Origin of the sequence: Sphingomonas montanisoli (genome assembly GCF_008274695.1) — a bacterium.
Lineage (GTDB): Bacteria > Pseudomonadota > Alphaproteobacteria > Sphingomonadales > Sphingomonadaceae > Rhizorhabdus > Rhizorhabdus montanisoli.
Map to the genome: position 1 here is coordinate 517,282 of NZ_VTOU01000003.1, position 24,097 is coordinate 541,378.

At 65.3% G+C, this 24,097-nt stretch carries 24 protein-coding genes; 16 read left to right on the forward strand and 8 right to left on the reverse strand.

Features of this window, described 5'->3' with window-relative positions; genetic code table 11:
- Nucleotides 1-86 precede the first annotated feature (86 nt).
- Both FYJ91_RS13745 and FYJ91_RS13750 read left to right on the forward strand, forming a co-directional pair.
- Nucleotides 87-1,247: an LLM class flavin-dependent oxidoreductase gene (locus FYJ91_RS13745; RefSeq protein ID WP_149522836.1), complete on the forward strand. Its 1,161-nt coding sequence runs from the start codon at nucleotides 87-89 to the stop codon at nucleotides 1,245-1,247.
- 1 nt (nucleotide 1,248) lies between these two features.
- Nucleotides 1,249-2,031, forward strand: coding sequence for an SDR family NAD(P)-dependent oxidoreductase (locus FYJ91_RS13750; RefSeq protein ID WP_149522837.1), 783 nt, complete (start codon nucleotides 1,249-1,251; stop codon nucleotides 2,029-2,031).
- A gap of 138 nt (nucleotides 2,032-2,169) precedes the next feature.
- Here the strand turns inward: FYJ91_RS13750 and FYJ91_RS13755 are convergent, their stop codons facing one another.
- Complete coding sequence (locus tag FYJ91_RS13755; RefSeq protein WP_149522838.1) at nucleotides 2,170-2,736, reverse strand: HNH endonuclease; 567 nt, start codon at nucleotides 2,734-2,736, stop codon at nucleotides 2,170-2,172.
- A 172-nt stretch (nucleotides 2,737-2,908) separates the two neighbouring features.
- On the opposite strand from FYJ91_RS13755, the gene gluQRS reads away from it, so the two are divergent.
- The 3 genes from gluQRS (at nucleotide 2,909) to pheT (ending at nucleotide 7,392) form a co-directional block, all read left to right on the forward strand.
- A complete protein-coding gene (gene gluQRS, locus FYJ91_RS13760; RefSeq protein ID WP_149522839.1) occupies nucleotides 2,909-3,751 on the forward strand; it encodes a tRNA glutamyl-Q(34) synthetase GluQRS in 843 nt (280 codons plus the stop codon).
- A gap of 177 nt (nucleotides 3,752-3,928) precedes the next feature.
- Nucleotides 3,929-5,020: a phenylalanine--tRNA ligase subunit alpha gene (pheS, locus tag FYJ91_RS13765; protein ID WP_149522840.1), complete on the forward strand. Its 1,092-nt coding sequence runs from the start codon at nucleotides 3,929-3,931 to the stop codon at nucleotides 5,018-5,020.
- Complete coding sequence (pheT, locus tag FYJ91_RS13770) at nucleotides 5,017-7,392, forward strand: phenylalanine--tRNA ligase subunit beta (protein WP_149522841.1); 2,376 nt, start codon at nucleotides 5,017-5,019, stop codon at nucleotides 7,390-7,392. Before pheS ends, pheT begins: the two co-directional genes overlap by 4 nt.
- 15 nt (nucleotides 7,393-7,407) lie before the next feature.
- Here the strand turns inward: pheT and FYJ91_RS13775 are convergent, their stop codons facing one another.
- Nucleotides 7,408-7,728, reverse strand: coding sequence for a DUF6481 family protein (locus FYJ91_RS13775; RefSeq protein WP_149522842.1), 321 nt, complete (start codon nucleotides 7,726-7,728; stop codon nucleotides 7,408-7,410).
- 145 nt (nucleotides 7,729-7,873) lie between these two features.
- On the opposite strand from FYJ91_RS13775, the gene FYJ91_RS21035 reads away from it, so the two are divergent.
- The 3 genes from FYJ91_RS21035 to FYJ91_RS13785 all read left to right on the forward strand — a co-directional run bounded on the left by FYJ91_RS21035 (nucleotide 7,874) and on the right by FYJ91_RS13785 (nucleotide 10,021).
- On the forward strand, nucleotides 7,874-7,996 hold the full coding sequence (locus tag FYJ91_RS21035) for a hypothetical protein (protein WP_281290615.1): 123 nt from the start codon (nucleotides 7,874-7,876) through the stop codon (nucleotides 7,994-7,996).
- A gap of 9 nt (nucleotides 7,997-8,005) precedes the next feature.
- On the forward strand, nucleotides 8,006-8,710 hold the full coding sequence (locus FYJ91_RS13780; protein ID WP_149522843.1) for a spermidine synthase: 705 nt from the start codon (nucleotides 8,006-8,008) through the stop codon (nucleotides 8,708-8,710).
- Nucleotides 8,711-8,836: 126 nt separating this feature from the next.
- On the forward strand, nucleotides 8,837-10,021 hold the full coding sequence (locus FYJ91_RS13785) for an aromatic ring-hydroxylating oxygenase subunit alpha (protein WP_149522844.1): 1,185 nt from the start codon (nucleotides 8,837-8,839) through the stop codon (nucleotides 10,019-10,021).
- Between the two features lie 9 nt (nucleotides 10,022-10,030).
- Here FYJ91_RS13785 and FYJ91_RS13790 read toward each other — a convergent pair whose 3' ends face one another.
- A complete protein-coding gene (locus FYJ91_RS13790) occupies nucleotides 10,031-11,227 on the reverse strand; it encodes a cytochrome P450 (RefSeq protein ID WP_149522845.1) in 1,197 nt (398 codons plus the stop codon).
- Between the two features lie 187 nt (nucleotides 11,228-11,414).
- Between FYJ91_RS13790 and FYJ91_RS13795 the strand changes: the two genes are divergently transcribed.
- Both FYJ91_RS13795 and FYJ91_RS13800 read left to right on the forward strand, forming a co-directional pair.
- A complete protein-coding gene (locus tag FYJ91_RS13795; protein WP_149522846.1) occupies nucleotides 11,415-11,843 on the forward strand; it encodes a hypothetical protein in 429 nt (142 codons plus the stop codon).
- A gap of 97 nt (nucleotides 11,844-11,940) precedes the next feature.
- Nucleotides 11,941-12,639 (forward strand): Crp/Fnr family transcriptional regulator, encoded by a 699-nt coding sequence (locus FYJ91_RS13800; protein WP_149522847.1) that lies wholly within the window; start codon nucleotides 11,941-11,943, stop codon nucleotides 12,637-12,639.
- A 49-nt stretch (nucleotides 12,640-12,688) separates the two neighbouring features.
- Here FYJ91_RS13800 and FYJ91_RS13805 read toward each other — a convergent pair whose 3' ends face one another.
- The gene (locus tag FYJ91_RS13805; RefSeq protein ID WP_149522848.1) at nucleotides 12,689-13,105 is read right to left on the reverse strand and encodes a hypothetical protein; all 417 of its coding nucleotides are present in this window, start codon (nucleotides 13,103-13,105) and stop codon (nucleotides 12,689-12,691) included.
- Between the two features lie 104 nt (nucleotides 13,106-13,209).
- Here FYJ91_RS13805 and FYJ91_RS13810 point away from each other — a divergent pair, with 104 nt between their 5' ends.
- Nucleotides 13,210-13,659, forward strand: coding sequence for an EF-hand domain-containing protein (locus tag FYJ91_RS13810; protein ID WP_149522849.1), 450 nt, complete (start codon nucleotides 13,210-13,212; stop codon nucleotides 13,657-13,659).
- On the opposite strand, the gene FYJ91_RS13815 is transcribed toward FYJ91_RS13810, so the two are convergent.
- Nucleotides 13,660-14,088 (reverse strand): acyl-CoA thioesterase, encoded by a 429-nt coding sequence (locus tag FYJ91_RS13815; RefSeq protein ID WP_149522850.1) that lies wholly within the window; start codon nucleotides 14,086-14,088, stop codon nucleotides 13,660-13,662.
- Nucleotides 14,089-14,202: 114 nt separating this feature from the next.
- On the opposite strand from FYJ91_RS13815, the gene FYJ91_RS13820 reads away from it, so the two are divergent.
- The 4 genes from FYJ91_RS13820 (at nucleotide 14,203) to FYJ91_RS13835 (ending at nucleotide 18,881) form a co-directional block, all read left to right on the forward strand.
- The gene (locus tag FYJ91_RS13820) at nucleotides 14,203-15,030 is read left to right on the forward strand and encodes a Type 1 glutamine amidotransferase-like domain-containing protein (RefSeq protein WP_149522851.1); all 828 of its coding nucleotides are present in this window, start codon (nucleotides 14,203-14,205) and stop codon (nucleotides 15,028-15,030) included.
- A 4-nt stretch (nucleotides 15,031-15,034) separates the two neighbouring features.
- Nucleotides 15,035-16,336 carry an aminotransferase class V-fold PLP-dependent enzyme gene (locus tag FYJ91_RS13825; RefSeq protein WP_149522852.1) on the forward strand — a complete coding sequence of 434 codons (1,302 nt, stop codon included), beginning with the start codon at nucleotides 15,035-15,037 and terminating at the stop codon, nucleotides 16,334-16,336.
- A 90-nt stretch (nucleotides 16,337-16,426) separates the two neighbouring features.
- The gene (locus tag FYJ91_RS13830; RefSeq protein ID WP_181008513.1) at nucleotides 16,427-17,263 is read left to right on the forward strand and encodes a DUF3667 domain-containing protein; all 837 of its coding nucleotides are present in this window, start codon (nucleotides 16,427-16,429) and stop codon (nucleotides 17,261-17,263) included.
- Nucleotides 17,264-17,282: 19 nt separating this feature from the next.
- On the forward strand, nucleotides 17,283-18,881 hold the full coding sequence (locus tag FYJ91_RS13835; protein ID WP_149522854.1) for a TPM domain-containing protein: 1,599 nt from the start codon (nucleotides 17,283-17,285) through the stop codon (nucleotides 18,879-18,881).
- 147 nt (nucleotides 18,882-19,028) lie between these two features.
- Here the strand turns inward: FYJ91_RS13835 and prfB are convergent, their stop codons facing one another.
- Nucleotides 19,029-20,156 carry a peptide chain release factor 2 gene (gene prfB, locus FYJ91_RS13840; protein WP_149522855.1) on the reverse strand — a complete coding sequence of 376 codons (1,128 nt, stop codon included), beginning with the start codon at nucleotides 20,154-20,156 and terminating at the stop codon, nucleotides 19,029-19,031.
- A gap of 120 nt (nucleotides 20,157-20,276) precedes the next feature.
- Between prfB and FYJ91_RS13845 the strand changes: the two genes are divergently transcribed.
- Nucleotides 20,277-20,762 carry a hypothetical protein gene (locus FYJ91_RS13845; RefSeq protein WP_149522856.1) on the forward strand — a complete coding sequence of 162 codons (486 nt, stop codon included), beginning with the start codon at nucleotides 20,277-20,279 and terminating at the stop codon, nucleotides 20,760-20,762.
- A gap of 33 nt (nucleotides 20,763-20,795) precedes the next feature.
- Here FYJ91_RS13845 and FYJ91_RS13850 read toward each other — a convergent pair whose 3' ends face one another.
- Both FYJ91_RS13850 and FYJ91_RS13855 read right to left on the reverse strand, forming a co-directional pair.
- Nucleotides 20,796-23,270: a penicillin-binding protein 1A gene (locus FYJ91_RS13850; RefSeq protein ID WP_149522857.1), complete on the reverse strand. Its 2,475-nt coding sequence runs from the start codon at nucleotides 23,268-23,270 to the stop codon at nucleotides 20,796-20,798.
- A 65-nt stretch (nucleotides 23,271-23,335) separates the two neighbouring features.
- Entirely contained in the window at nucleotides 23,336-24,076 is a 741-nt protein-coding gene (locus tag FYJ91_RS13855; protein WP_149522858.1) for a class I SAM-dependent methyltransferase, read from the reverse strand.
- Nucleotides 24,077-24,097: the final 21 nt, after the last annotated feature.

The following is a 24,097-nucleotide window of genomic DNA, read 5'->3' on the forward strand; positions in this document are numbered from 1 at the left end:
GCAGCTTTTCGACAGGTTCGGCGGCTGCGAACCCGTCCCCTTTGGCTATCCTCCCCGCGAACGCCGATTGAGCGGAGGAGGATGCCATGAAATTCTCGATGATCTTCGAAGCGCAGCTTTCGAACCCCACGCCCGAGCGCGAACATCAGCTGATCCACGATTGCATCGAACAGTGCGTCGTCGCCGAAGAGGTCGGCTTCGACGGCGTCTGGGCGGTCGAGCATCATGCGCTCAAGCGCTATTGCCACATGAGCGCGCCCGAGATCTTCCTGACCGCGGTCGCCGCGCGCACCAAGCGGATCCGGATCGGCCACGGCGTCGTCTGCATGCCCTTCGGCTACAACCATCCGGTGCGCGTTGCCGAGCGCGCGGCGATGCTCGACATCATCTCGAACGGCCGGCTCAATCTCGGCGCGGGCCGTGGCGGCACCTTGCAGGAGCGCACGCTCTGCCAGGTCGACGAAGAGCTGATGTACGCGCAGGTCGAAGAGGGCCTGAAAATCCAGTCGAACATCTGGCGCAAGGACAGCTTCGAGTGGGAAAGCGATCTGATCACGATCAAGCCCGCCCCCGGCATGCCCCCGCACGAGATCGTGCCCCGCCCCGTCCAGCTGCCGCACCCGCCCTTGTTCATGGCATGCACCAACCCCGAAACGGTGAAGCGTGCGGCCGAATATGGCGTCGGCGCCCTGATCTTCGGCTTCGGTGGCCTCGACAGCATCCGCGAACAGAAGGAAATGTATGACGAGGCGGCGAAGACCACCGACGGCAGCCGTTTCGTATCGACCGAGGTCAACCACTACATGTCGGCGCTCTGCCCGACCGTAGTGATGGACGACGCCGACGAAGCCCGCCGTGTCGGCGCGCGCGGTCAGCGATATTTCGCGGAATCGATCGGCCAGTGGGCGCGTCCCAACCAGCCGCTGCCCAACGAAGATACCGGGGGCGAGGACAATTACGCCTATATGAAGGATCATGTCGCCCGGATCCTCGATCAGGCGAAGCATGATCCGGTACTTGCCGCGCAAGCGACACTCGCGGTCAAAAGCTTCAACATCGACCACGCCTACGGCAACGCGCAGGACGCGATCGCCTATGTCGAGGAGATGGAGAAAGCCGGCGTCGACGAGGTGATGTGCCTGATCCAGATGGGCACGATCACCCAGGAACAATGCCTCAACACCATCCGCCAGTGGGGCGAACATGTCATCCCGCACTTCCGCGCCAAGAAGAAGGTAGCCGCCTGAAATGCACGACGCCGTCGACACCATATTGCCCACCGGTCCGCGCCTGGCGGGTCGCAAGATCCTGATCACCGGCGCGGCCTCGGGCATGGGCCGCGCGATCGCCGAACTGTTCGCGCATGAGGGCGCGGCGACGGCCCTGCTCGACGTGCAGGAAGGCCCGCTGAACGACATCGCCGGCAGGACCGGCGGCACCGCGATCAAGGTCGATCTGCTCAGCGAAACCGATGTCGTCGCGGCGGTTCATGCTGCCGAAAAGGCGCTCGGCGGGCTCGACGGCGTGGTCAACGCCGCCGGCATCCTGCGAACCCTGCCGCTTGCGGATACCAGCCCGGACATCTGGCGCCAGATCCACACGATCAACCTGTTCGCGCCCTACCTCATCGCCAACACCGCCCTGCCCGCACTGCGGCGCTCGGGCGCGGCGACGATCGTCAACATCGCCTCGATGGGCGGGATCGAGACGCCACCGATGATGGCGTCCTACGGCGCGTCCAAGGCGGGGCTGATCGGGCTGACGAAGGGGCAGGCGACCGAATGGTCCCCCGTCATCCGCGCCAACGCGATCTGCCCCGGCTCGATCAAGACGGCGATGACCGACGCGATCCCCGGCTACAATACCCCGGAGCAGATCGAGCGCCGCCGCGTCACGATCGGCATGGAGCGCCAGGGCACATCGCTCGAAATCGCCTATCTCGCGCTTTTCCTGACCAGCAGGGAATCGGGTTTTGTGAATGGCTCGATCTACGAGATCAACGGCGGCCGGACGTACGCGGGGAAAGCGTAGGATACATCCTCCCCCGCCAGGGGGAGGTGTCAGCGCAAGCTGACGGAGGGGGAGGGCGACGACTGACGGTAGGTCTCGCATCCTCCCCCTCCGTCGCCTCCCGGCGCCACCTCCCCCTGGCGGGGGAGGATTTAGGAGTTACGCCTCCAGTTCGATGTCCCAGTAGAGCCAGTCGCGCCAGCTCTGGTGGAGATAGTGCGGCGGGAAGCTGCGGCCATGTTCCTGCAACTGCCAGCTCGTCGGGCGGATCGGCTGTTCGTATAGCCGCATCTGCGCCTGCTTGGGCGTGCGCCCGCCTTTGCGCAGGTTGCACGGCGCGCAGGCGGTGGAGACATTCTCCCACGTCGTTCGCCCGCCCTGCGAGCGCGGGATGACATGATCGAAGGTCAGATCCGCACCCGATCCGCAATATTGGCAGGTGAAGCGATCGCGCAGGAACAGGTTGAAGCGCGTGAACGCCGGATGTTCGGACTGGCGCACATATTGGCGCAGCGCGATCACCGACGGCAGCTTCATCGCGAAGGTCGGGCTGTGGACCTCGCGCTCGTAATTGGAGACGATGTCGACGCGTTCCAGGAAGACCGCCTTGATCGCGGTCTGCCAGGACCAGACGCTCAGCGGATAATAGCTGAGCGGTGTGTAGTCGGCGTTCAGGACGAGCGCCGGACAACTGTCAGGATGACGAATGAGATCGGGGTGGTACATGAACGAACCAGAGCCTCCCGCACGCGATGGTCGAGCCCCGCCTGCCTGCCCTGACTTCCGTTCGCACACCGGAACGCCAACGCCTGTCGGCTGCGCCCTGTGATCACCCATTGGCTGCAATTGGTGACGGGGGCATGACAGCATTATCATTGACTCCCCGTCAAGAGTCCGCATCGCACAAATCGTGATTTCCCGATTCGCGCCGAGCCCCACCGGGCGCCTCCATCTGGGCCACGCTTTCTCCGCGCTTGCCGCGCATGATGCCGCGCGCGCTGCGGGCGGGCGCTTTCTGCTGCGGATCGAGGATATCGATACGACGCGCAGCCGGCCTGAACATGTCGCGGGTATTTTCGACGATCTGGCGTGGTTGGGCCTGACGTGGGACGAGCCGCCGCTGTTCCAGTCGCAACGCATGCCGCTCTACGGCAAGGCGCTATCCGATCTGAAGGCGTTGGGCGTCCTCTATCCGTGCTTCTGCACCCGTGCCGAGATCGCAGCCGAAGTCGCGGCGAGTGGCTTTGCGCCACATGGCCCCGACGGCCCGCTCTACCCGGGCACCTGCCGCGCCCTCACTCCCGACGATCGTGCCGCGCGCCTAAGCCGCGACGCGCATAGCTGGCGGCTCGATGTCGACGCCGCGCTCGCGCTGACCGGCCCGCTCGTCTGGCATGAGGGTGATCGCGCGATCCCCGCCGATCCGCGCATCCACGGCGATGTCGTCCTCGCCCGCAAGGATCTGGGCACCAGCTACCACCTCTCGGTTACGGTCGACGATGCCGCGCAAGGCATCACCGACGTCGTCCGCGGGGTCGATCTGTTCGATGCCACCCACGTCCACCGGCTGCTGCAGGCGCTCCTGAACCTCCCCACCCCGCTCTATCACCACCACCCCCTCCTCACCGCCCCGGATGGCGCGCGCCTCGCCAAGCGCCACGGCGCCCCGAGCCTCGCGTCGATGCGTGCGGAGGGTGTCGATCCGGTCACGCTTGTGGCCGATTTGCGGGCGCGACGCTGAATTTCCTCCGTTCGTGTCGAGCAAAGTCGAGACATGTTGGCTGGGCGCTCCTGAACGTGTCTCGACTCCGCTCGACACGAACGGTTTGGATTAGACCGCAGCATCACTTGATCCCGCACCGCTCCACCCGCTAACGGGTCCACGCCGGCCGGATCGCCGGCCTCCCAAGGGAATATCATGTCGGACGTAGAGCAGCTTCAATCGGGCCTCCTGGCCGAGATCGCCGAGGCCGGTGATCTGGGCGCGGTCGAGGCGATCCGCGTGAAGGCGCTCGGCAAGGCCGGCACCGTCACCGGGCTGCTCAAGACGCTGGGCGGCATGAGCCCCGAGGAGCGCCAGATCGCAGGCCCGCGCATCCACGGCGCGCGCGAGGCGATCACCGCCGCGCTGGCCGAGCGCAAGGGCACGCTCGAAACCGCCGCGCTCGACGCCCGCCTCGCCACCGAGAAGCTCGACATGACCCTGCCGGTCTCGACGGGTGCGCAAGGTTCGGTCCACCCGGTCAGCCAGGTGATGGACGAACTCGCCGAAATCTTCGCCGATCTCGGCTTCGCGGTCGCGACCGGCCCCGAGATCGAGGACGACTGGCACAATTTCACGGCGCTCAACATTCCGGAGACGCATCCGGCGCGCGCGATGCACGACACATTCTACTTCCCCGACGAACAGGCGCGGGATGGCAAGAAGATGCTCCTGCGCACCCACACGTCGCCGGTCCAGATCCGCACGATGATGAGCCAGCAGCCGCCGATCCGCATCATCGCGCCCGGCCGCACCTATCGTTCGGATTCGGATGCGACCCACACGCCGATGTTCCACCAGGTCGAAGGGCTCGTCATCGATCGCGGCATCCATATGGGCCACCTCAAGTGGACGCTGGAGACCTTCGTGAAGGCGTTCTTCGAGCGCGACGACATCGTCCTGCGCCTGCGCCCCAGCTTCTTCCCCTTCACCGAGCCTTCGGCCGAGGTCGATGTCGGCTATACGCGTGACAAGGATGGCCGCCGCATCATCGGCGGTGCCGAGCCCGACGGCTGGATGGAGATCCTGGGGTCCGGCATGGTCCACCCGCGCGTGATCGCGGCGTGCGGGCTCGATCCGGACGAATGGCAGGGCTTCGCCTTCGGCTGTGGCATCGATCGGCTCGCGATGCTCAAATATGGGATGGACGATTTGCGCCCCTTCTTCGACGGCGATCTGCGCTGGCTTAAGCATTACGGCTTCGCCGCGCTCGACGTACCCACGCTTTCGGCGGGAGTCGGCGCATGAAGTTCACCCTCGGCTGGCTCAAGGAGCACCTGGAAACCGAAGCGACGCTCGACGCGATCCTCGATGGGCTGACAAAGGTCGGTCTCGAGGTCGAAGGCGTAGAGGATCCCTCGGCGAAGCTCGGCATGTTCAAGGTCGCGCGCGTGCTGACGGCTGCGCCGCATCCGCAGGCGGACAAGCTGCAGGTTCTGTCGGTCGACGTCGGCGGCCCCGAGCCGCTCCAGGTCGTGTGCGGTGCGCCCAATGCGCGTGCGGGGCTGATCGGCGTGCTGGGGCAGCCGGGCGACTATGTCCCCGGTCTCGACGTCACGCTCAAGATCGCGGCGATCCGCGGAGTCGAATCGCGCGGCATGATGTGTTCGATGCGCGAGCTCGAACTGGGCGAAAGCCATGACGGGATCATCGAGCTTCCGGCCGATGCCCCGATCGGCACGCCCTTCATCGACTATGCCGGCCTCGCCGATCCGGTCATCGACATCTCCGTCACGCCGAACCGGCAGGATTGCATGGGCGTGCGCGGCATCGCGCGCGATCTTGCCGCCGCCGGCCTCGGCACGCTCAAGAACCTCGTCGTGCCGTCGATCAAGGGCAGCGGCGATTGCCCGATCGCGATCGAGATCGTCGATCCGGACGGCTGCCCCGCCTATTTCGGTCGCGTCGTGAAGGGCGTCGTCAACGGCGACAGCCCCGAATGGATGGCCAAGCGCCTCAAGGCGGTCGGCCAGCGCCCGATCTCCGCACTCGTCGACATCACCAACTACGTGATGTTCGATCTCGGCCGTCCGCTGCACGTCCATGATCTCGCCAAGCTCAGCGGCCCGATCACCGTCCGCAAGGCGAAGGCGGGCGAGACCGCGCTGGCGCTCAACGGCAAGAGCTATGCGCTCGACGAGACGATGACCGTCATCGCCGACGCGACCGGGGTCCACGATATCGGCGGCATCATGGGCGGCGAACATTCGGGGGCGACCGGCGCCACCAGCGACGTCCTGATAGAATGCGCCTATTTCACGCCCGAGGCGATCGCCCGCACGGGCCAGAAGCTCGGCCTGACCAGCGACGCGCGGGTCCGCTTCGAACGCGGGGTCGATCCGGCTTTCCTGGCGGATGGCCTCGCGATCGCGACCAAGCTCGTCACCGACATTTGCGGCGGCACGGCCACGTTGGCGATCGAGGCGGGCACCCCGCCGTCGGGCGGCAAGGCGCTGCGCTATGATCCCTCGCTCACCGAAAAGCTGGCGGGCCTCAAGGTCGCGCCCGAAAAGCAGCGCGCGATCCTCACCTCGCTCGGCTTCGGCATCGATGCGGTGTGGAACGTCTCGGTCCCCAGCTGGCGCCGCGACATCGACGGCACCGCCGATCTGGTCGAGGAAGTCATCCGCATCACCGGCATCGACGAAGTGCCATCCACCCCGCTGCCCCGCGCAGAGGGTGTCGCCAAGCCGACCGCGACGCCGCAGCAGGCGATCGAGCGCAAGGCGCGCCGCACGGCCGCAGCGCGCGGCCTGAACGAAGCCGTGACGTGGAGCTTCATTTCCGAGGCAGAAGCCGCCCCCTTCGGCGGCGGTGACTGGAGCCTCGCCAATCCGATCAGCGAAGACCTCAAGGTCATGCGCCCCTCGCTGCTGCCCGGCCTGATCGGCGCGGCGGGGCGCAACGCCGATCGCGGCGCGGACAGCATCCGCCTGTTCGAGATTGGCCGCCGCTATCTCGCCAACAGCGAGGGACTGACCCTCGGCCTGCTATTGGCCGGCGACAAGGCACCGCGCGACTGGCGCACCGGCAAGGCCCAGCCGTTCGACGCGCTCGACGCGAAGGCCGAGGCGATCGCGATCCTCGCCGCCGCCGGCGCGCCGGTCGATCGGTTGCAGGTGTTCGAAGCGGTATCGGCGGGGGTCTATCATCCCGGCCGATCGGCGACCTTGCGCCTCGGCCCCAAGACGATCCTCGCCGAATTCGGTGAGCTTCACCCCGCCGCCGCGCGCGCCTTCGATATCGATGGCACCGTGATCGCGGGTGAGATCTACCTCGATGCCATCCCCGCCAAGCGCGGCGGCAACGATCATATCCGCGTCGCTTATGCCCCGCCGCCACTCCAGCCGGTCCGCCGCGACTTCGCGTTCCTCGTCGCCGCCGACAAGCCCGCCGACGATCTGCTCCGCGCGGTCCGCGGCGCCGACAAGGTGACGATCGTCGACGCCAAGCTGTTCGACATCTTCACCGGCACAGGTGTTGCCGAGGGCGAGAAATCGGTGGCGATCGAAGTGACGCTGCAGCCCGCCGACAAGAGCTTCACCGACGCCGACCTGACCGCAATCTCGGACAAGGTCGTCGCGGCGGCAACCAAGGCGGGCGCGCGCCTGCGGGGCTGACGCCCCCGGCGCGTGTCAGCCCTTGCGCTGCTTGCGCGCGGCGTAGCGGGCGTCGCGGATCGCCTTGGCCTCTTCCTCGGTCAGCGCGGGGCGCGGTGGAGCCTTGCCAGCCGCCGCCTTCTCGGCGCGGGCGGCCTTGGCCTCTTCCTGTGCGATCTTCTTGGCAGCGCGCTTTTCGGCCTCTGCCTGTTCGCGTGCAGCCTGCGCGGCCTGGCGCGCGGCGACGGTCGCCTCGTCCATCACCGGCCGCGCCTTGAACTTGTCGAGCATGCGCTCCTTGGCCGCGCGGGCGGCTGCCGTGCGCTCGTTGAAGTCGGGGGCTTTGAAGCCTGGCATTGTTGGATATCCTTCGATTTGTGTCGCGTTGCCTATAATCGCGCCTTGCCACCGGAGCCAAAACATGAGCTTGGAAAAGGTGATCAACGCGTGACGGGTGCCAATCCGGCCGACAACGCCGTGATTTTTCTGACAGGACACCCCCATGGCCCAGCTGCGCACCGCCAACAAGCGGCATAAACGCGTCATCGCGATCTCCGCTGCCCGCGCCAAGGCGGACAAGGCTGCATCGTCGACGAGCGCCAAGCCCGCGAAGACGGCGGACTGACCCCCTGCGATGAGCACCAACTACGTCGAAGCCGACGCCGAGCGAGAGCGCCCGCACCTCGTCGATGTCGCCCCAATCCCGGGCGGCGGCGAATTGAAGCTCATGCGCCGCGGGGAGGATTATGCGATCCTCTTCTGCGGCGACGAGCTGATGGGCAGCCAGGTTCGCCATTCCGAAGAAGCGCTCGCCAGCATCGCTTGCGCCCGACTCGGCCCCGGCCCCAAGCGCGTCCTGGTCGGCGGGCTGGGAATGGGCTTCACGCTCGGCGCCGCGTTGAAGGCCCTGCCGGACGACGCCGAAGTCGTGGTAGCCGAACTGGTGCCAAAGGTGGTCGAATGGGCGGGCGGCACCCTGTCGCATCTGTTCGGCGACTATCTGGTCGATCCGCGCACGACATTGGAGCTTGCCGACGTGCACGACGTGATCGTGCGCGAGGTGGGCGGCTTCGACGCCATCCTGCTCGATGTCGATAACGGGCCGGACGGGATGATCTATCTCGCCAACGAACGGCTCTACTGCAACTGGGGCCTGCGCGCGGCGCGCGCGGCGCTCCGCCCCGGTGGCATCCTCGCGGTCTGGTCGGGCTATAGCGATCCCGATTTCACCGATCGGCTGGAAAAAGCCGGCTTCGAGACGCAGGCGATCAATATCCAGGCCTATTCCGACGAAGAGGATGAAGGTTACACGATCTGGATGGCGTCGCCGCGCCCCTGATCGATTGCGCCTTCGCGACCGCTCCTGATTGACGAACCGCGCGCTGTGTGAATACTCTTACGCCATATAAAAATGAACGGAGCGGCCGATCTGCTCGGCTCGCTACCCGACGGCGAGGAGAGACACATGCAGCGCGAGGCACGCATCAGGATCGCTCGAGAACTTCTCGACATGATCGACAACCACGTCATCCAGACCGCCGATGAACCGGCGGTCGAGCTCGATATCGGCCGCTTTACCGATCCGGTCCGGTTCGAGAAGGAAAAGCAGGAGCTGTTCCTCAACCGCACCCAGCTTCTCGCCTTCAGCGCCGACGTGCCCGAAGCGGGGAGCTATTACGCGACCGAGGTCGCCGGCCGCCCGATCCTGATCGTGCGCGGCAAGGACGAAAAGGTCCGCGCCTTCCTCAACGCCTGCCGCCATCGCGGCGTCCAGCTGGCCGAGGGCTGTGGCAAGGCCCGCGCGTTCGTCTGCCCCTATCATGCCTGGACCTTCGGGCTGGACGGCGCCCTGGTCGGTGTGCCCGGCCGGGTCGCGTTCGACGATCTGCTCGAGCATCGCGACCTGATCGAGCTGCAATGCGTCGAAACGATCGGCTTCATCCTCGTCAACCCGAACCCCGCCGCGCCCCCGATCGACGCCGACGAATTCTTCGGCCCGATGAAGGATCATCTCGCCGGCTATCATTACGAAAATCTGCATCTGGTCAGCGAGTTCAAGACGGTCGCGCGGATAAACTGGAAACATGCGGTCGACGGCGGGGTCGAGGGCTATCATGTCCCCTACCTCCACCCCGAGACGGTGGGCCCGATGACGCTGCCGCAATTCCTCCACCTCGACTGGGGCCTCCACCACACACTCGTCACCACCGGCCCCGACATCGTGAAACTCAAGGACATTCCCGAGGAGGAATGGCCCGAGCATCCCTATTTCTCCTGCTCGAACTCGGTATTCCCCAATTCGGTGGTGATCGCGGGCGAGGCGGTGGGCATTTTCCAGCGCAGCGACCCCGCCGACGAACCGGGCAAGTGCAACTACATCTTCCGCGTCTATGGCTGGGGGAAGAACCCCACGCCGGCGCAGGAGGCCAAGGACAAATATATCGCCGACATGCTGTTCAAGGTCGCGATGGACGAGGACATGAAGGTCCAGTCCAATTCGCAGATCATGATGGAAAACGGCGCGGTCCCATCGATCATCCTCGGCCGCCGTGAACAGAACGTCCTGCGCATGCACAAGAATTATGACCGTCTGATCGGCCACGATCCGGCCCTGGCCCTGGCCGAGCTTTACGGGCAGGCGGCGGAGTAAGCGGCGGGCCTAGTCGCAGGTTATGATCGCGTTGCGCAGTTCATAACCGGTGACGAGGCGGTTCCAGGCGATGTCGGGGGCCCGCTCCAGCTTCAGCCCCGGCGTCGCCAACAGCCGTTCAAGGAACAGGCATGTCTCGTACAGCGCCACCTGCGCACCGGGGCAGCGATGTTCGCCGTCGCCGAACGAAAGCCCGGCATTGCCATATTTGGCGCTGACTTTGCGGCCCGGTTCGGCGGCGTGCGGACATGCGCCGAATGCCGCTTCGTCCGAATTGGCGGCGCGCACGTCGATCGCGACAGCTTCGCCGGCCTTGATCGTCGCATCGGCCCCGTCGTCGGTCAGGTCGGCCTTCATGCGGCGGAACAGGAAACCCACCACGGGCTCCAGCCGCAGCAATTCTTCGAGCAGCGCGATCTTGCCGCCCTCGTCGGCCGACAGGAATGCCGTCCGCAACTCATCGCGTTCCAGCATGTGCCACGCCGCCATAACGATGAATTCGCGCGTCGTGGCCATGCCCGCGGCCCCATAGACCAGGCATTCGGTCAGGATCTCTCGCCCGGTATACCCCTCGTCGATCAGATGCGAGATGACGTCGTCCTGCCGCGCCTTCTTGCGCGCGCGGATCGCGGGCACGACATCGCGATAGTAAAAGGAGAACACCCGGATCTGCGAATGGACGATTCTCTTGATCGCCGCCCATTTGCCCGATGTTTTCTCGAAGCCGCCGCTGAAGAAGGCGTCCAGCCGCTTCGACAGGCCGCGAACGTCGTTGGTCTGGAGGCCGACGATATCGCCCGCTACCGCCACCGCGAGTTCGAGGCTGAGATCGTCCAGCCGCGCCCGTTTCTTCTTGCGGAAACCGCCAACCAGATCGTCACTCAGGCGGATCATCAGATCGCGATAGCGCGTCGTCACCACGCGCGGCGTGAAGAAGCGCGCGGTGGCGCTGCGCTGCACGCGATGGGCCTCACCCTCCAGATACAGGATCGGCTGGCGCATCGGCTTGCCGATCCGTCCGACCTGCTCGGCCAGGAAGCCCGCCTGGCTGGTATGGCCGCTGCGCAGAACGGCGCGCGCCTGGTCGAAAGTCGCGGTGGAAACGTCGGGGGCGATCGTCCCGCCCCCCGTCGCTAGCCGTGCCGATTTACGCTGATCGGGGCCGCCATGCATGGGGCACGCCTTCTCCGTGGTCGCCACCGACATCGAACGTCTCCCTATATGATTTAGCGTGGATCATAAAAATAAGGTCTCGCGGCAGGGCGTCAAGTTTGGCGGATTGCCGCGATTGTCGGCGCGCCGAGACACAATCGTTGGACCTTGGTCGAACCGGCGGAGGCGCGGGCGCGAATCTCTACGCGGCCTTAAGACTATTCCGGCCACGCCGCCGGACATGGCAACCGTGCTCATTCCCGATGAATCGCCGCTTTGCGCATCCTTCCGGGATGCGGGCGATATGCGCGATCTCTATCGCGTCTGGGCGGACGGCCCCGTCCTGCGGATCGATGCGCGCGGCCGTTGGCCCCTGCAGGTCGCCAAAGCCTATGACCGCGACATCCGCCGGATCATCGCCGCTTGTCGGCTCATCAGCCCTCATCTGCGCGTGATTGCCGATCGTAGCGAGATTCCCAGCTTCGATCCCGGCGGGCACGAACTGCTGCTGGCCACCTACTCGGAGGTGCTGCGCGAGGGCGACCGGGTCGCACTGGTCGTCGATTCGAGCGTTACCAAGGGCCACATCCGCCGCATCGCCGGGCGGGAGGAGACGCAAGCCTTCCTCTCGCTCTCGGCCGCTCGCACCTGGGTGCTCGCCTACGGTTGAGTTCGGCGCGCCGCGTCCGTCGACAATTCGACAACGGCTATATCTGGCACCACGGCCACAAATCCCCTATTTCCGCCCCGAAATCATCGGAGTGCCCATGTCGTCCGCCGCCCCCGTCCGTTGCGAAGGTTGCCCCGTCCGCGATCAGGCGGTGTGCGCCGCGCTGACCGATGAGGAGCGCGCGGCGCTCGCGCGGATTGGCGTGACGCGCGAGTTTGCGCGCGGGGAGACGATCTTCGCCGCCGGCGACGATAGTGTAGCGTGCGCTACATTAATCTCGGGCGCCGCCAAGCTGTCGGGCATCGATTCCGAGGGGACCGAGCGGATCGTCGCGATCGTCCACCCATCGGGCTTCCTCGGGCAATTGTTCGCAGCGCAGGTCGATCATCATGCTGTGGCGTTGACCGACAGCCGGCTGTGCCTGTTCCCGCGCGGCGGCTTCGAAGCGGTGATGGCCGAACATCCAGCATTGCTGCGCTCGATCCTCGATCGCACGCTCGCCGATCTGGCGGAGACCCGCGCGCTCGTCGATCTGATCGGGCGGCGGTCGTCGCGCGGTCGGGTTGCGGGTTTGATCCTGTTGTTCTCGCGGGCCGCGTCGGATGCGCCATGCCATTCGTCGCTCGCCTTCGAACTGCCGCTGACGCGGGGCGAGATGGCGGCATTGCTGGGCCTCACGATCGAAACGGTGAGCCGGCAGTTCAGCCAGCTCGAGGCTGATGGCCTCGTCGCGCGGATGGGACCGCGCGGGCTGATCGTAAGAGATCCCGCCGGGCTGGAAGCCGCGGCGGGATAAGGTTTAGCGACGCCGACCAGAGGAGAGGTTGCCGGCGCCGCTAGCTTGTTCAGAGGGTCAGTTTGATGACCAGGATCGCGGTGCTCCAAGCGACGATCAGGATCGGCAGCACCATCACCTGCGCGATCGCCTCGTGGCCCTTCAGGCGGCCGGTGGCACAGACGATGCCTTCGCGCATGAACTCGTCCCAGCTCTGGTGCCGCCCCCGCGCTTGAGGGGCGATCTTCGCCCACAGGCCCGGCACCAGGAACGCCATCGCGATGAAGGTGCCGAAGATCGCGAAGGGGATGAACAGTTCCGGGTTCATGAAGGCGGTGCCCATGAAACCCAGAAAGGCGAAATAGGCGCCGGCGGTGGCAAGATGCAGCACCGGCGGAAGATCGAACGTGCGGGGCGCATATTGCCCTGCGTAGCGCGCGACATGGGCGGTGGCGTGAAGCTGCGCCTGGGTCAGATGCCTGGTCATCGAGGTTCTCCTGAACTGATGATGCAGGTCTATGTGAAGCGACCGAGTCGCACTTTGACGGGCGTCAAAAGATGCGATTATCTGCCGCTAAGGGGGATCGGATCATGTGGAAGTTCCTGGGCGGTGCCGTCGCGGCGATGCTGGTGATGGGCGGCGGGCTGCTGATCTGGCAGGGGATGGGCGATCGGCCGCGTATCGCCGCTTCGGCGCCGTCCGCCTCCGCCGCCAATGCCGCCGAGCCGCTGACCACCCCACCCGCCGCCGACGAGGCGACGAAGGAGGAGCGCCGTTTCAACCGTTACGACAAGGATCGCGACGGCAAGGTTTCGACCGACGAATATCTGGCGAGCCGCCACAAGGCCTATGCCAAGCTCGACACCAATGGCGACGGCCGCCTGAGCTTCGAGGAGTGGGCGATCAGGACGACGACGAAGTTTGCCACCGCCGATGCCGACAAAACCGGCACGCTCGATGCGACCGAATTTGCGACCACGAAGGTCCTCCGCAAGACGCGCGCGCCCGCCCCCTGCAAGCCCGCCGACGCGGACGACTGATCAGACGATCAGCGCGCCTTCCAGCTTGGCGCGCACAGCATCGGGAAAGGGTGCCGATCCCCCATCGCGGGTCGTGACCAGCATCGTTTCGGCAAAGGCGGTATCGATCCCGTGCTGCGAAGCGATCTGGCCGAGCAGGAAGGAGGAGCGCCCGACTTCGAGCACGCCGGTGCGGATGTGGAGCGGGTGCCACTCCATCTCACCCGCGAATTCGAGTTGGACGCCGGCCACCACCGCGCTGCCGCCGCTCGCAACCCAATCGGCCAGCACATTCTCCCGATTGAATCGCGCGCGCGCCTCTTCGAAGATCACGGCGACCGCGACATTGTTGACGTGCGCCTGGATATCGAGATCGTCGAAGCGCACGGGGATGTCGATCGCGAACGGGAAAGTGCGCCCGATCAACCGGTTTCGATCCAGACGCTGCATGTGCCCCCCTCATTCTCTTCACCGCGCCGTAGCATCGTGGAAACCAGCGCGTCGACCCATTGTGCGCCGCAACGAAAAACGCCAGTCTGTTTCCTGGGAAGAAAAGGGGGACGTATGACCGAGCCGACCGACATCAGCCGCCGTGCTTTCGTGGGCGGAACCGCCATCGCGGCCGCCGCCACCACTCTCGCCACCGGCGCGCACGGAGCAACCCCGCCGCCTGCCCCCGCCGGCAAGAAGGTGCCGACGATCTTCGCAAGCGGCGGCGGCTTCTTCCCGCAGGCGTGGGAGCCATCGCTGACGCCCGAATATCTGCTCGGCCTGACCCCATCGAAGCGCCCCAAGGTCTGCTGGCTCGGCCCGGCATCGGGCGAGAGCGCCGCCAATTTCGAGACGTTCGCGCGCGGCATGGAGACGCATCCGTGCGAAGTGCGGCACTTCAACATCTACCAGCCCGAAACGCTCGACTTCGCCGATTATCTGATGGGCATGGACATCGTCTTCGTGGGCGGCGGATCGACCCGCAACATGATGACCCTGTGGCGCGACTGGGGGTTCGACAAGGCGCTGCGCCAGGCATGGGAAGCAGGCGTGGTGATGTCGGGCGGCAGCGCGGGGCTGATCTGCTGGTTCCAGTCGGGCCTGACCGACAGTTTTCCCAAGGTGCTGGCGCCCGTGACGGGCCTCGGCTTCCTGCCGGGTTCGACCAACCCGCACTATAATGTCCGGCCCGACCGCATCTCACAATATCGCAAGTTCATCGCCGACGGCTCGCTCGACAGCCCCGGCATCGCGCTGGAGAACGACTGCTCGGTCCTCTATCGCGGCACCGAGCTTGTCGAGATCGTCTCCAGCCGCAAGACCGCCAAAGCCTTCCGCCTCACCCGCACAGCGGCCGGCTATGACGAAGTGCCGCTGGCGGTGCGCTATCTGGGGGTGTGATCCGATGAGCTTCAAACCCGATCGCCGACAGTTGCTGAAGGGCGCCGCACTTGGCGGCCCTGCCCTTCTCGCCTCCGCCAGCGCCGTTGCAGCGCCGCAGCCGCCCGCACTGACGGCCCGCTCGATCCGCGTCGCAGATCTGGCCAGCCATTTCGACGTCGACCCCACGATCCACAATCTGGAAGCCGGTTATTGGAGCATCATGCCGCGCGTGGTGGCCGAAGCCTATGCGCGCCACACGATCGAGGTGAATCGATCCAACTCGATCTTCGCGCGCAACGTGCTGCCCGGCGAAGCCTGCCTTGCCAATGGCAGCCGCGATGCGCAGATGGCCATCGCGCGTCAGGTCGGCTGTTCGCCCGAAGAAATCTGCGTCACGCGCAGCGGTTCGGACGCGCTGCAACTGCTGATCGCCAATTATCGCGGGATCAAGGCCGGGGACGCGGTGATCTATTGCGATCTCGATTATGATGCGACGATCGGCGCGATGGAATGGCTGGGCACGCACAAGGGCGCGCGCGTCGTCAAATTCGCGATGCCCGAACCCGCGACCACCGCGAACATCCTGGCGGCCTATGACGATGTCCTGAAACGCAATCCCGACGCGAAACTGCTGCTCGTCACCCAAGTGTCCAATCGCACCGGGCTGGTGACGCCGGTGAAGGAGATCGTCACGATGGCGCGCGCTCGTGGGGTCGACACGATCGTCGACGCCGCGCACGGCATCGCGCTGCTCGATTTCCAACTTGCCGATCTGGGCGCGGATTTCGTCGCCTGGTCGGTCCACAAATGGACGTCTGCACCGCTCGGCACCGGCGCGATGTACATCCGCAGGAGCCGCCTCGCCGATATCGACATCGCCTATGAGAACCATCACCTGCCTGCCGACAACATCAACGCGCGCCTGCCCGCGGGGACGATCAATTTCGCCGCATTGTTGACGATTCCGATCGCGGTCGACTTTCACTTCGCGGTGGGCGCGACCGCGAAGGAAAGGCACATGCGCGCGCTGCGCGATCGCTGGGTCGATGCGGTGCGCGACGTGCCCAGCGTGACGATGGCGGTGCCGGACGATCCCGCGCGCTACTGCGCGATCACAAGCTTCCGGCTTAAGGGCATGGACAGCGACGATCGCGCGAAGGCCGTCCAGCAGCGGCTGTTCGACAAATATCGCATCCTCACGGTGTGGCGCACAGGCATCGCCAAGGGGCCGGTGATCCGGGTGACGCCGGGCCTCTACAGCACCGCCGCCGACGTCGACGCGCTCGCCACGGCGTTGCGCGCGGAGCATGCGATGTTCGGCTGATCGTCCGCAAGATCGACCCAGATGAAACCCGGCGACGATTGCCGGGTTTCTTTCGGTGAACTTACGACACACCAAGTCGAAGGAGAGCCGATGCTGATCTTCCGCCGGGCGATCGACATGGTCTTCGAGACCAAAGCGAGCGCACGCGCGGCGATTCCCGACGGCCCCGTCGACCCCGCCTGGTTCGGGGCGACGACCTGCCGCAACTGCGGCGCGACAATCGAAACTCCCTATTGCGGACAGTGCGGGCAGAAGGCAGCGGCGCGCTTCGCATGGCGCGATATCGGGCGCGAGGGGTGGGATCGGGTCCGCTGGTTCGAGTTTCAGCTGACCCGCACTCTCCGTCATCTCGTCACCGGCCCCGGACGCGTGGCACGCGAATATGTGATGGGCAGGCGAACCGCGCACATGCATCCGCTCAAGTTGCTGGTCGCGCTGGTCGCGGCACTCGTCCTGATGCTTGCCGCCAACCGCTATTTCGGCGTCTATGCCTTCCGCGACACCGATGTCGACCGGATGGCCGCGCGGGTGATGGCCTATGCCAACTGGTCCTTCTCGCTCGGCATCTTCGCGATCTTCCTGGGGTCGTGGATCGGGTTGCACGGGCGGCTCGGCTATAACTGGATCGAACATGCGGTGCTGGCGATCTATGCCCAGTGCCTGATCCTGGCGGTGATCATCGTGAACATGCTGCCGACCCTGGTCTGGCGCGATGCCGGGTTCGTGCTGACGCACAAGGCGGCGTCGCAGACCTATATGCCGATCGTAAAGCTGGCCATCGTCGCGATCGCCTATCGCCAGTTCTTCCTGATCGACCTCAAGCGCGATTGGCTGCGATGGCTGCTCGCCTGCCTGATCTACGCCGCCTTCGCCTGGGGGCTGCTGCGCCTCTACGCGATGGCGATCCTGTGGCTCGTGACCCGATAATCCAAAGAGGAGTGGCCTGATGCGACGGACCTGGATGCTATCGACGGCTTCGGCCGCTCTGCTGCTCGCCGGTTGCGATTCCAAGGATGGCCAGACCGCCGCCCAGATCACCGGCGGCGACAAGGTCGAGGCGATCGCCTCCACGCTGCAGGCCTGTTCCTATGACGGCGAACCCGTCAACGCCCAGCCCGCCTCGCTCAACGGCAATGCCCCCGCCGACTGTTCGACATCGGTCCGGAAGATCATGGGCTATACCGGCCTGCCCGCCAACTTCACCGTCGTGTCCGGCCCGGTGCCGAACGCCGCGGCGGTGATCATGCTCGATCAGAACCGGATTCCCCGCCGCGTGATCGCCTTCAACCCCAATTTCATGGCGATGGCGCAGCAAACGGCGAAGGGCAGCCAGTGGGGGCCGATGAGCATCATGGCGCACGAGATCGCGCACCACCTGTCGGGCCACACGATCGTCCCCGGCGGCAGCCGGCCCGAGATCGAGCTGGAGGCCGACAAATTCAGCGGCTTCGTGCTGCAGAAAATGGGTGCGCCCGTCGATGCCGCGACGCAGATGATCCTGGCGATGGGCACCAGTCACGGCACGCCCACCCATCCCGACAAGCAATCACGCGCCGACGCGATCCGGCAGGGCTGGAACGAGGCGCAGGCGCAGGGCGGCGGCGTGGCGACCGTCCAGCCTGCTGTGACGACCTCCACCGCTCTGCCAGCCGTGGTAACGCCCGCCGTCGCGACCGCGCCGGTCGCCCTGCCCAAGCCCGGATCGATCCCGTTCAAATATGGCCGCTTCGTCGTCGACGAGACCGGCAAGCTCGATCCGGCGCGCGTCAAGCCGATGGAGGACAAGCTGCGCGCGCTGGCGAAGGGTGTCGGTGTTGAGATGACCTTCCTTGTCGTCAACGATCTGAAGGGCATGTCGGCAGACGATTATGCCTGGGCGATGATGCGCCAGCTGCGCATCGGCAAGCTCGACGTCGGCAACGGCGCCGTCGTCGTCGTCGCCCCGCGCCAGCACCAGGCGGCTGTCGCCTACGGTCCCGGTCTGGCCAAGGAGGCCGAATTTTCCGATCCAAAGAAACAATTGCTCAGCTGGATCGACAATGGCTGGCGCTATTGCGACGATGCCGACGGCTGCAAGACGTGGACCGACAGCCTGTTCTCCGTCTTCAACGGCACATTGTTCAATGCCGAGCGGACCAAGTGGACGATCCAATATCCAACGCTCGGCGCGCTGATGAACCATTACAAGGCGGTCAACGACGATCGGCTGAAGACCAAGCGGCCGTTCAACGCCGAAACCGATCAGCCGCTGGGCAATCTGATCCGGATCAGCGGCAAGATCACCAGCCTGTCGCCCCCGGCCGGCGTCGGCCAGGTCAATCCCAAGCTGATCGGCGGGCCGCTGGGCTATACCGCCGTGAGCATGACGACCGACGACGGCCACGACCTCATCCTCTACGTCTCCCCCCGCCTCGCACCGCTGATGCCATCGGGCAAGATCAAGGACGGCGCCCGCTACACCGCAGTCGGCCGCCTCAACAGTACCGGCGACAAAGCGAGCGGACAGGCATCGAGCCTGTGGCTGTTCAGCTATGACGAGATTTAAGCCTCTATAGATTCTCCCCCGGCGGGGGAGGTGGCAGCCCGCAGGACTGACGGAGGGGTATCGGCCGGCAGCGCACCGCCCCAGCCTCGAATCCCGCTCCACCGGCTACGCCGGTTTCCCTCCCCCTCCGGGGGGAGGATTTAAGCGTCAGTCGACGTCCTCGACATCGACCTTCTCGCCCGTCACGCGCTGCGAAAGGGCGGCGGCCATGAACTTGTCGAGATCGCCATCGAGCACGTCGGACGGCGCGGTGGAGGTAACGCCGGTGCGCAGGTCCTTCACCATCTGATAGGGCTGCAGGACGTAGGATCGGATCTGGTGGCCCCAGCCGATTTCGGTCTTGGCCGCATAGCCCGCCATCGCCTCGCTCTCGCGCTTCTGAAGCTCCTGCTCGTACATGCGGGCTTTCAGCTGCTTCATCGCCTCGGCCTTGTTCTTGTGCTGCGAGCGCTGGTTCTGGCAGGCGACGATGATGCCGGTGGGGATGTGCGTGATGCGCACCGCCGAATCGGTGGTGTTGACGTGCTGACCACCCGCGCCCGATGCGCGATAGGTGTCGATCTTCAGATCCTTGTCGAGCACCTCGATATCGATGTCGTCGTCGACCTCGGGATAGACCCACACCGATGCGAAGCTGGTGTGCCGACGCGCCGCCGAATCGTAGGGTGAGATGCGGACGAGGCGGTGAACCCCACTCTCGGTCTTGGCATAGCCATAGGCATTCTCGCCCTTGACCAGCAAAGTCGCCGACTTGATCCCCGCCTGCTCGCCCGAATGATAATCGACCAGCTCGACCTTGAGCCCGCGCCGCTCGGCCCAGCGCGCATACATGCGCTGCAGCATGCCGGCCCAGTCCTGGCTCTCGGTGCCGCCCGCGCCGGCATTGACCTCGATATAGCTGTTATTGCCGTCGGCCTCGCCCGCCAGCAGCGCCGAGATCTTGTCCTTCTCCGCGCGGTCCGCCAGTGCCGCCAGCGCCTTTACGCCGTCGTCGACCAGCGCGTCGTCGCCCTCGGCCTCGGCCATGTCCATCAGCTCGACCGTGTCGTCGCGCTCGCTTTCGATCGATTTGACCGCGGTGACGGCCTCGTCGAGCCGGCGACGCTCGCGCATCACCTCCTGCGCGGCCTTGGCGTCGTCCCACAGCTTGGGGTCCTCGACGCGATTGTTGAGCTCGTCGAGGCGGCGGAGCGCGCGATCCCAGTCCAGGAAGCGGCGAACGAGCGCCAGCGCCTGGTTGATCTGATCGACATGGGCTTGCGCTTCGGCGCGCATATTCTGGTCTCCGGGCGTCTGGCCGGCATGTCTGCCGGGAAAGGCGCCTAGATAGAGATTTCAGGGCCGTGCGCCAGCCCCCTCCTTGACGGAAGCCCCCCGGCCTATAGCGTCCGGCCGATGATGCGCCGCGCAACCCTGTTGGCTTTCACCCTCTTGTCGGCCTGCACGCCGCAGCGGCCCGCGCCGCCGCGCGTGATGTTCGACGGGGTTCCCATCGCCGGGAGCCTGGCCGACGCGCACAAGGCCGGCTTCACCGCCTGTATCGCCGACAACGTGTCGATGCGGTGCCGCCGTCCCAATCTGATGATGCTGGGCCAGGGGCCGTATAGCGCTGCGATCGATCTGGTCGGCAGCGACGGGGGCGGTGGCTTCGATCGCCTGTCGATCTGGCACGACAGCGATCAGAATGCGGTGCTGTCGATCGGTGAGGTGCTGAAGCAGCATGGCTGGCACAGCTGCCTCAAAGGATCGGGCGGGCGCGGCGAAGTGGAGGATTATACCAGGCCCGGATCGCCGGTGCGGGTCTCGATCGAGATCAGCTATTGGGGCAAACGCCCGGTCAATATCATTCGCGAGGCGGGCGTGGCGAAACCGGCCTGCTGAACGATGCTCCCCCGCCAGGGGGAGGATAAAGGGTCAGTAAATCCCGCCCGTGCTCTGCAGGAACTCGCTGTCGCTGTTGGCGCGCGCGGTGACCTTCTTGTCGGCGGCGATTTCCTCGCGGCGGATCGTGCGGCGCGGTTCGCTTTCGGGCTTGAACGCTTCCCAGATCACCGACGAATAGAAGCTGTTGTCGGGCCAGGCACCGAACACGCGGCGGCCGGACTTGCGGTCGATCCGGATCATGCGGATGCCGGCAGGCGCCTGGAACGGGACGACCGGCATGTCCTTCATCGCCTTCGCCGCGAACGAGCGGAAAATCGGCGCCGCGATCGTGCCGCCCTGCGCATAGCCGCCCATCGACCGTGGGTTGTCGTAGCCCATGTAAAGCCCGCCCACCATGTCGGCGGAGCCCCCGACGAACCAGACGTTGGTCGGGCCGGACGAGGTGCCCGTCTTGCCGAACAGCGGCCGGCCGAGATCGCGCAGCGCGGTCGCGGTGCCGCGCTGGACAACGCCTTCCATGATGTGGAGCATCTGATACGCGGTCATCGCGTCGATCACCTGCTTCTGCCGGATCGGCGGGCGCGGCATCGCCTTGCCATTCCACCGCGGCATGTTGCAGCCTTCGCAGACGCGCTTGTCGGCGCGCCAGATCAGCTTGCCGTTGCGATCCTGCACATAGTCGATCAGCGTCGGTTGCAGCGAGCGTCCCTGATTGGCGAACATCGAATAAGCGTTGACCATCTTGATCACGGTCGTCTCACCCGCGCCCAGCGCATAGGCCAGATAGGGCGGATATTTGCCCACGCCCATCACGTCGGCGGTGTGGATCACCTTGTCCATGCCGATCTGGCTGGCGGTGCGCACGGTCATCAGGTTGCGCGATTGCTCGACGCCCCAGCGCATCGTCTGCTGCCCGGCATTGGCGCCCGAGAAATTCTTGAAGCATTTCTGGCCCAGCCGCGCCGACTGGAACACGCAGAACGGGCCATCGATGACGATCGAGGCCGGCGTCATCCCGTTGTCGAGCGCGGCGGCATAGACGAACGGCTTGAAGGTCGAACCGGGCTGCCGCTCGGCCTGTGTCGCGCGGTTGAACGAGCTGCCGCGCGCGTCCCATCCGCCCTGCATCGCCAGCACCTGCCCGGTATGCGGATTTTCGACGACCATGCCGCCCGAAATGCGCGGGATGCTCTTGAGCGCGTAATTCTCGCCATCGCCCTTCACGACGATCACGTCGCCCGCCTTCAGGAAATCGAAGGCGCGCCCACCGACACCGGCCTTCGGCATCGTCGCGCCCCAGCTGGGCAGCGTGCCCTTGCTGCCGTCCTCGAACCCGATCTCGGCGGTCGAACCGCTGCGGGAAAGGACGACGGCCGGCTTCCAGTTCGAATAGCCCGCGCCGATGTTGGCGTTCGACAGCGCGCGCGGCCAATCGTCGCCCGACACGTCGATCTTGGTCAGTCGCCCGTTCCAGCCACGGCCGGCTTCGAACCGCGACAGACCATCGCGCAGCGCGTTTTCCGCCGCATCCTGCACCGTGCCGTTATACGACGTGCGCACCCACAGCCCGCCCGCATAGACGCTGTTCACGCCATTGTCGGCATTCTCGCCGAACCTGTCGATCAGCTGGCGGCGCACCTCTTCCATATAATAGCCGGTGACGCTGGGCTTGAGCGCGTAGCGCGGGACGATCCCCAGCGGCGCATTCGCGGCCTCCACATGCTGCGCGGCGGTGATGAAGCCGTTTTCCTCCATCTGGCGCAGGACATAGTTGCGCCGGTCCATCGCGCGCTCGGCATGCCGTTCGACCGTATAGTTGGACGGCGCCTTCGGCAGGATCGCGAGATAGGCAATTTCGGGGAGTGTCAGGTCGGCGACGTCCTTCGCGAAATAGGCGCGCGAGGCGGACTGCACGCCATAAGCGTTCCGGCCGAGGAAAATCTGGTTGAGGTAGATTTCCAGGATCTGCTGCTTGGTCAGCGCGCCTTCGATGCGGAAGGCGAGGATCGCTTCGCGCACCTTGCGCGCGATCGAATAATCGTCGCCGACGATCAGGTTCTTCGCCACCTGCTGCGTGATCGTCGAACCGCCCCTGGCGCGGCGCCCCGAACCGAGCTTGGTCGTATAATCCCACACTGCGCCCGCAAGCCCGCCGAAATCGACGCCCGGATGGCTGAAGAAGGTCTTGTCCTCGGCCGACAGGAAGGCGTGGACGAGCATCGGCGGAAATTCGTCATAATTGAGCTGCACGCGCCGCTCGCGCGAGAAATCGGCGATCGGCTCGCCATCGATATCGCGGACGTTGGTCGGCAGCGGGGTCTGATAGGCGAGCAACGCGTCGGCCGAAGGAAGCCCGCGCGCGAACAGGAACCAGATCGCGACCCAGCCGATCAGCGCGGTCCACAACAGATAGCCGGTCCACCGCCAGCTGCGGACCCCCCACAGGAAACGCACCTGATCGCGCCAAACGGGCAACGGATTGCGAAGGGTCGGCAGGCGGCTCACGGGCTCGGCTCTAGCGAGGGACGGGGCTGCTGGGAAGGGTTCGAACGGCGATACCGCCGCGCCTATCACGCATCACTGGGCATGTCGGCCCCGTGCCAAGCTGACTCATAGTCGCCCTGTTGAGGCCACGACCGAAATGGCAAAATGGCCGCAATCTTGGTCGCAACATATACGAGATCGATAGCGTGGCTGGTGTGTCCGTATTCGTTACGGCTTCCCTCAGCACCGCGGTCAAACATTTGCACCAGCCTTTTCGTGCCGTCCAAACCGGCGAGAAAAACGCCGTTAACTTCAAAACCATTTCGCTGCTGGAAAACACGAAAAGGCAATTCGGGGCCAAATTGATAAAATCCATGCCCAAGCCAGTTATTGGATGGGGTGACCGATATTATTCGGCCGGAAACGGCAAGGAAGTTCATCATATTTGCCAAAGCCTGCGGTACGTTGAAAATATGCTCGAGCGATCCTCCGTCGAGCAATGTGTCAAACGTTTCGAAATACCGGCGCGGAATAGGATCGTTCATATCCCACAACAATGCAGCGCCTTCATAATCTGAATTATCACATGTGATCACTTCGGTAGCGCCGAGAGCAGGCAACAACGCTTCGTCGGCATACTGCGTGTCTGCGATAATTTTTCTATATGATTCGGTGATGCCTGCCTCTTCCAGCATCCGGTTGGCCTCAGCTTCTTCGTTCAGAGTAATATACAGGCCTTGGCGGCCAATCTGTATGGTCCGACCGAGCCCATCGCGACCAGCGCGCCCGCGGAGTAGTCCGTCTAGTGTTGGAAGGCCGATCCCCATATTTTTACTTCCCCGAAAATT